Below are 5,262 nucleotides of genomic sequence, written 5' to 3'. Positions count from 1 at the left end.
CCCGACCTCCTCGAGCGTGCGCGAACGACCGTCCTCAAGCCCGAAGCGCAGACGCAGAACCTCCGCCTCACGCGGCGCAAGCGTCTTCAGCACGTCGGCAATCTGCTCCTTGAGCAACATCATCGAGGCTGCATCTGCGGGGTCAAGCGCCGCCTCATCCTCGATAAAGTCGCCGAGATGGGAGTCCTCCTCCTCGCCGATCGGGGTCTCGAGCGAAACGGGCTCCTGCGCGATCTTCATGATCTCACGCACGCGCGCCGTATTCAGCCCCATATGCTTTGCTACCTCGTCGGGTGTGGGATCGCGCCCGAGTTCCTGCAGGAGCTGCCGCGAAATGCGGATGTACTTGTTGATCGTCTCGACCATGTGGACAGGGATGCGGATCGTGCGTGCCTGATCGGCAATCGCACGCGTAATCGCCTGCCTGATCCACCACGTTGCATACGTGCTGAACTTGTAGCCCTTGCTGTAGTCGAATTTTTCAACCGCCTTGAGGAGTCCGAGGTTGCCCTCCTGTATCAGGTCGAGAAAGAGCATGCCGCGGCCGACATAGCGCTTGGCGATGCTCACGACAAGACGCAGATTTGCCTCCTCGAGCCGATGGCGCGCAGTCTCGTCGCCCGCCTCCATGCGCCGCGCAAGCTCAACCTCCTCCTCTGCCGTCAGAAGTGGCACGCGACCAATCTCCTTGAGGTACATGCGGACAGGATCGTCCAGCGCGACCCCCTCGGGGACGCTGAGGTCGATCTCGATTTCCTCCTCGTCCTTGTCAATGTCATCCACCGGCTCGAGCACGTCATCATCGCTGCTCTCGCCGACCGCCGTATCGTCCACGATCTCGATGCTCTCGTCGCTGAGGCGCTGATAGAGCCCATCCATATCGTCGGGGGTCATATTCCATATGCTGAATGTTTCGATAAGTTCACCGCAGGTCAGTGTTCCGCCGTTCGACTTTCCCTTTGCCACAAGCTCGCTGATATTTCCCATTCCAGTCATTTCATCTCGTTCGATCCGCGCTGTTGCTGTCTGCATTTTGCCCCCTCCTTTCAGTTTGTAGTATTATCTAATAAAATCTATCATTTAGTATATCGCTATAAAGGTTCGAGCACTAAAGTGCGCGTATTTATTCGTGCAAATTTTCACGGGCAATCTCATCCTGTATTTTCTTCACTTCGTTTAATTCGTCAATGTATCCCTCTTTTCCTTCTTGCATCATCTCCTCAGCGCGGCGCGTATGCCGTGCAAGTGCATGCGTCAAATAACTACGTCGGAGCGTCCCCAGAGCCTCCTGATAGGAGGCCTCCGTACTCCCCTCCTCGACGATGGCGCGTGTGAGCTCATCCCCCGCCGCTGTAGGCTGTGCAGCGATAAAGTCCGCATCCAGAACACCGCCCGCATCGAGATGCGCCGCCATCGCACGGAGCAGTCCGGCGATGAATTCATCGGGAAAATCCTCCATCGGAATGGAAGATAAAATTTCGGTGAGAAGCGCAGGATCTCGCCAAATTGCCGCAATAATCTCGCGCCCCGCGCGCCGCAGAGCATCGTCTCCCTGTCGCACGGCCATGCGCTGCGGCGCAGTGTTCTGTAGTGGCTCCGCAGCCCCCTGCCGCAGAAAGCGGCGCAGGGCATCCGTCACAATCCCCTCGTCCAAGAAGAGTTCCGTCGCCGTCTGCCGCACGTAGGCGGCACGCGTGATCTCGTCCAGCTCCGCAAGCACGGGCAGCATCTCCCGAAGAGCGGCGCGCCGTCCCTCCACGCTGTCCGTCATATGGCTGCGCACGTGGCGCAGACGGAACGCGGGCGCGGGGACAGCCGTCTCCACGAGCGCGCGGAACGCCTCCGCGCCGTGCGTGCGGACATACTCGTCGGGATCTTTGCCGTCCGGCAGGAGGAGCACGCGCACCTCTGCCGCACGTCCGCGCACGGCTGTGAGAGCGCGCAGTGTCGCCTCCTGTCCCGCCGCATCACTGTCGTAGCAGAAGACGATGTGCGGCGCACGGCGCAGGAGCAGCGCTGCATGGTCGCTCGTGAACGAGGTGCCGAGCGTCGCGACGACGTTCTGAACCCCCGCCTCCCAAGCGGCAATTGCGTCCATATAGCCCTCGACGACAATCGCCGCACCCTCGCTCGCAATGGCGCGATGCGCACGATCGAGTCCGAAGAGAAGCTTGCGTTTGTTGAATACGGGTGTCTCCGCCGTATTGAGATACTTCGGCTGCGCGTCGCCGAGCGCGCGCCCGCCAAAGGCGACAATGCGCCCGCGCTCATCCGCGATCGGGATGATGACGCGGTTGCGGAAGCGGTCATAGACGCCCTCACCGCGCTCACGCCTCACGGCAAGTCCCGCCGTTACGAGAATATGATCCGATATGCCACGCTTTCGGAACGCATCGGAGAGCTTCGACCACGCATCGGGTGCAAAGCCGATGCCGTAGCGTACAATCGCCTCGTCCGTAATGCCGCGCCCCGCGAGATATGCCTTGCCCGCCGCGCCGTAGCGCGTCACGGTGAGACAGTTGTGAAAGAAGTCGCGCGCGAGCGCATTCACCTTGCGCAGATCGTCCAGCTCACGCAGACGTGCCTCCTCGCGCGGGTCACGCTTTTGCTCCGGCTTTTCGATGCCGAGCTGCTCCGCCTGCCGCAGGATCGCCTCGAACGGCGTGATGTGCTCCATGAGCGAGATGAATTTGAACGCGTCGCCGCCCGCGTGGCAGCCGAAGCAGTAGAAGAAGCCGTCGGCGGGCACAACGGAGAACGACGCAGTCTTTTCGTTGTGGAAAGGGCAGCAGCCCCAGTAGCGGTTGCCCTTGCGCTTCAGCGGGACATAGCCCTGCACGACGGCAAGGATGTCGGTCTGCGCGCGTACCTGCTGCACAAATGCCTCCATCCTTGGGTCACGCATGTTTTTCTCCTTTTATATTGGTTTGATTGTCATCTGATCCACGGGCGGAATGTAGATCTCGCGGAAGAGTGCGACGGCGTAGCTGTCCGTCAGCCCCGCCACATAGTCCACGACGCACTGCTCGCGACCCCAGCGCGCCTCGCGCGCAATAAACTCAGGCGGAAGCGTGTGGAAATACACGGTGAAATGATCCATGAGGGCACGCAGAACAAAGCCCGCCTGTGCGCGCTCGTGCGCGAGCGTCTTGGAGTGGTAGATATGCTCGAACATAAAGGCGCGGAACGTGTCCATGACGTGCTGCACCTCATCCGAGAGCGCCGCGTCACCGCGCGCCTCCGAGGTGACAATCATATCCGACACCATGCTCGTAATCATCGCGGACGTATCCGTACCAAATGCGTCGCGCACCTCCGTGGGCAGCTCTTCGGGCGTCAGAAGCCCCGCGCGGATGCTGTCGTCGTAGTCATGGCAGAGGTAGGCAATGCGGTCGGCAATGCGCACAATCCGTCCCTCGAACGTCGTCGGCATGCCCTTGCCCGTATGGTTCAGGATGCCGTCGCGCACCGCGCCCGTGAGGTTCAGCCCGTGCCCGCCGCGCTCGAGGATCTCGACCATGCGCAGGCTCTGCTCATTGTGGGCAAAATGCCCCGTGATCTCCTCCACAACCGCCTCACCCGCGTGTCCGAACGGCGTGTGTCCGACATCGTGACCGAGCGCGATCGCTTCCGTCAGATCCTCGTTCAACATGAGCCCGCGCGCAATCGTGCGCGAGATCTGCGCCACCTCGAGCGTATGCGTCATGCGCGTGCGGTAGTGGTCGCCCGCGACAATGTAGACCTGCGTCTTGTGCTTGAGCCGACGAAACGACTTCGAGTGCAGGATGCGGTCGCGATCGCGCTGGAATTTCGTGCGGAAGGGGCACTCCTCCATCAGATGACTGCGCTTTGCGTCTTTGCTCCGCGCCGCCAGCGGTGAGAGGAGTGCATCCTCCTGCGCCTCAAGCCGCTCTCGAACGGTCAAGGACGACACCTCCCGCTACTTGATGACCATGACGGGGATCTTGGCCTCCTCGATCACCTTCTGGCTGACGCTGCCGATGAGCACGCCCTTGAGGAGGCCAAGCCCGCGGCTGCCCATGATGATCATGTCGCTGCCCTCCTCATCCGCGACTTCGAGAATACTCTTGGCGATATGCCCGCTCTTGACGTGCTTGCGCGCCTTGCGGTTGTCCGAGAGCTTTTCCCAGATGCGGTCAAAGACGATGTGGCTCGGGATGTCCTTGTTGATGTTGCTCGCAACATAAACGAAGTCGAGCTCTGCGTCGCATTTCTCCGCGAAGAAGATCGCCTCATCGACCGCCTTGCAGCCGTTCACCGACCCATCGACCGGAACGAGGATCTTTTTGATCTTGCTCATCATAATCCCTCCTAATTAATCTTTAACAAGAGTATTTCCTAAGGTATCAGTATATTTCGATGATTGATGTGTGAATTCCTCTCTCTTTTCAAAAAAAGTATTGATTACAGCACACCTTCCTCCGCAAAGCTGAAAAAGCCGTCTCCCCCGATAATGACGTGATCTGTCACGGGGATGCCGAGGAGTGCGCCCGCATCCTTGAGCACGCGCGTGAGGCGGTGATCCTCTGCGCTCGGCGCGGGGTCGCCGCTCGGGTGATTGTGCGCGAGGATGATGTGCGCTGCGCCGCAGCGGATCGGCGGCTCGAAGACCTCACGTGGGTGCACAAGCGCATTCGTGAGCGTGCCCACGGACACATCCGCGACCATCAGCACCTCGTTCTTTGCGCTGAGTGGCAGCACGAGGAAATGCTCACGTTTCTCCGCACGAAAGCGCGGGCGCAGCAACTCCGCTACATCAGATGCCTCGCGGATGCGCGGGCGGCTCTTTGCCGTCTGCTGCGCGCGCCGTCCAAGTTCGAGTGCCGCGAGCACGGTCGCCGCCTTTGCCGTGCCGATGCCCGGTATGCGTGCGAACTCGGCGCATGGCATCGCAAGGATCTCGTGCAGCCCCGTCTCGCGAAAACGCGCAACAATGCCGCGCGCAAGTTCCAGTACATTCTCGCCCGCGCGCCCCGTGCGCAGGAGGATTGCGAGCAGCTCTGCATCGCTGAGCGCCTCTGCGCCGCGTGCAATCAGGCGCTCACGTGGCAGCTCGCCCGCTGGCAGATCACGCAGATTCATCGCCATCCTCCATCGTGACCCCCGCCGTACGTGCAAGCGCCGCAACGGCGTGGAGCGGCAAGCCGACCACGTTCGAGAACGAGCCGTGCAGCTCCTCGATGTAGATTGCCGCACGCCCCTGAATCGCGTACGCGCCCGCCTTGCCCATCGGCTCGCCCG

6 protein-coding genes are annotated in these 5,262 nt (G+C 61.1%); all 6 read right to left on the bottom strand.

Annotated elements, in window-relative coordinates; genetic code table 11:
* Positions 1 to 1,032 (bottom strand): sigma-70 family RNA polymerase sigma factor (locus HMPREF9163_RS05980; protein WP_009440821.1); only part of this gene is annotated, 1,032 nt, incomplete at its 3' end.
* Between the two features lie 91 nt (positions 1,033 to 1,123).
* Complete coding sequence (gene dnaG / locus HMPREF9163_RS05975; protein WP_037346278.1) at positions 1,124 to 2,905, bottom strand: DNA primase; 1,782 nt, start codon at positions 2,903 to 2,905, stop codon at positions 1,124 to 1,126.
* Positions 2,906 to 2,917: 12 nt separating this feature from the next.
* Positions 2,918 to 3,925, bottom strand: coding sequence for a deoxyguanosinetriphosphate triphosphohydrolase (locus HMPREF9163_RS05970; RefSeq protein WP_037346275.1), 1,008 nt, complete (start codon positions 3,923 to 3,925; stop codon positions 2,918 to 2,920).
* Positions 3,926 to 3,940: 15 nt separating this feature from the next.
* Positions 3,941 to 4,324 carry a universal stress protein gene (locus tag HMPREF9163_RS05965; RefSeq protein WP_009440818.1) on the bottom strand — a complete coding sequence of 128 codons (384 nt, stop codon included), beginning with the start codon at positions 4,322 to 4,324 and terminating at the stop codon, positions 3,941 to 3,943.
* Positions 4,325 to 4,425: 101 nt separating this feature from the next.
* Complete coding sequence (gene radC / locus HMPREF9163_RS05960; RefSeq protein ID WP_009440817.1) at positions 4,426 to 5,103, bottom strand: DNA repair protein RadC; 678 nt, start codon at positions 5,101 to 5,103, stop codon at positions 4,426 to 4,428.
* The coding region (locus HMPREF9163_RS12460) for a Maf family protein (RefSeq protein ID WP_009440816.1) at positions 5,090 to 5,262 on the bottom strand (173 nt) is incomplete at its 5' end. The genes HMPREF9163_RS12460 and radC, both read right to left, overlap by 14 nt.

The sequence above is a fragment of the Selenomonas sp. oral taxon 138 str. F0429 genome, from assembly GCF_000318175.2.
GTDB classification, from domain to species: Bacteria; Bacillota; Negativicutes; order Selenomonadales; family Selenomonadaceae; genus Centipeda; species Centipeda timonae.
Note: the sequence above shows the minus strand (reverse complement) of the source record. Positions and strands in the feature narration are given on the sequence as shown.

What these genes read in the sequence shown, in the direction of transcription:
- dnaG (WP_037346278.1), bottom strand. Translation starts at nt 2,905, where the DNA reads ATGCGTGACCCAAGGATGGAGGCATTTGTGCAGCAGGTACGCGCGCAG.
- HMPREF9163_RS05965 (WP_009440818.1), bottom strand. Translation starts at nt 4,324, where the DNA reads ATGATGAGCAAGATCAAAAAGATCCTCGTTCCGGTCGATGGGTCGGTG.
- radC (WP_009440817.1), bottom strand. Translation starts at nt 5,103, where the DNA reads ATGAATCTGCGTGATCTGCCAGCGGGCGAGCTGCCACGTGAGCGCCTG.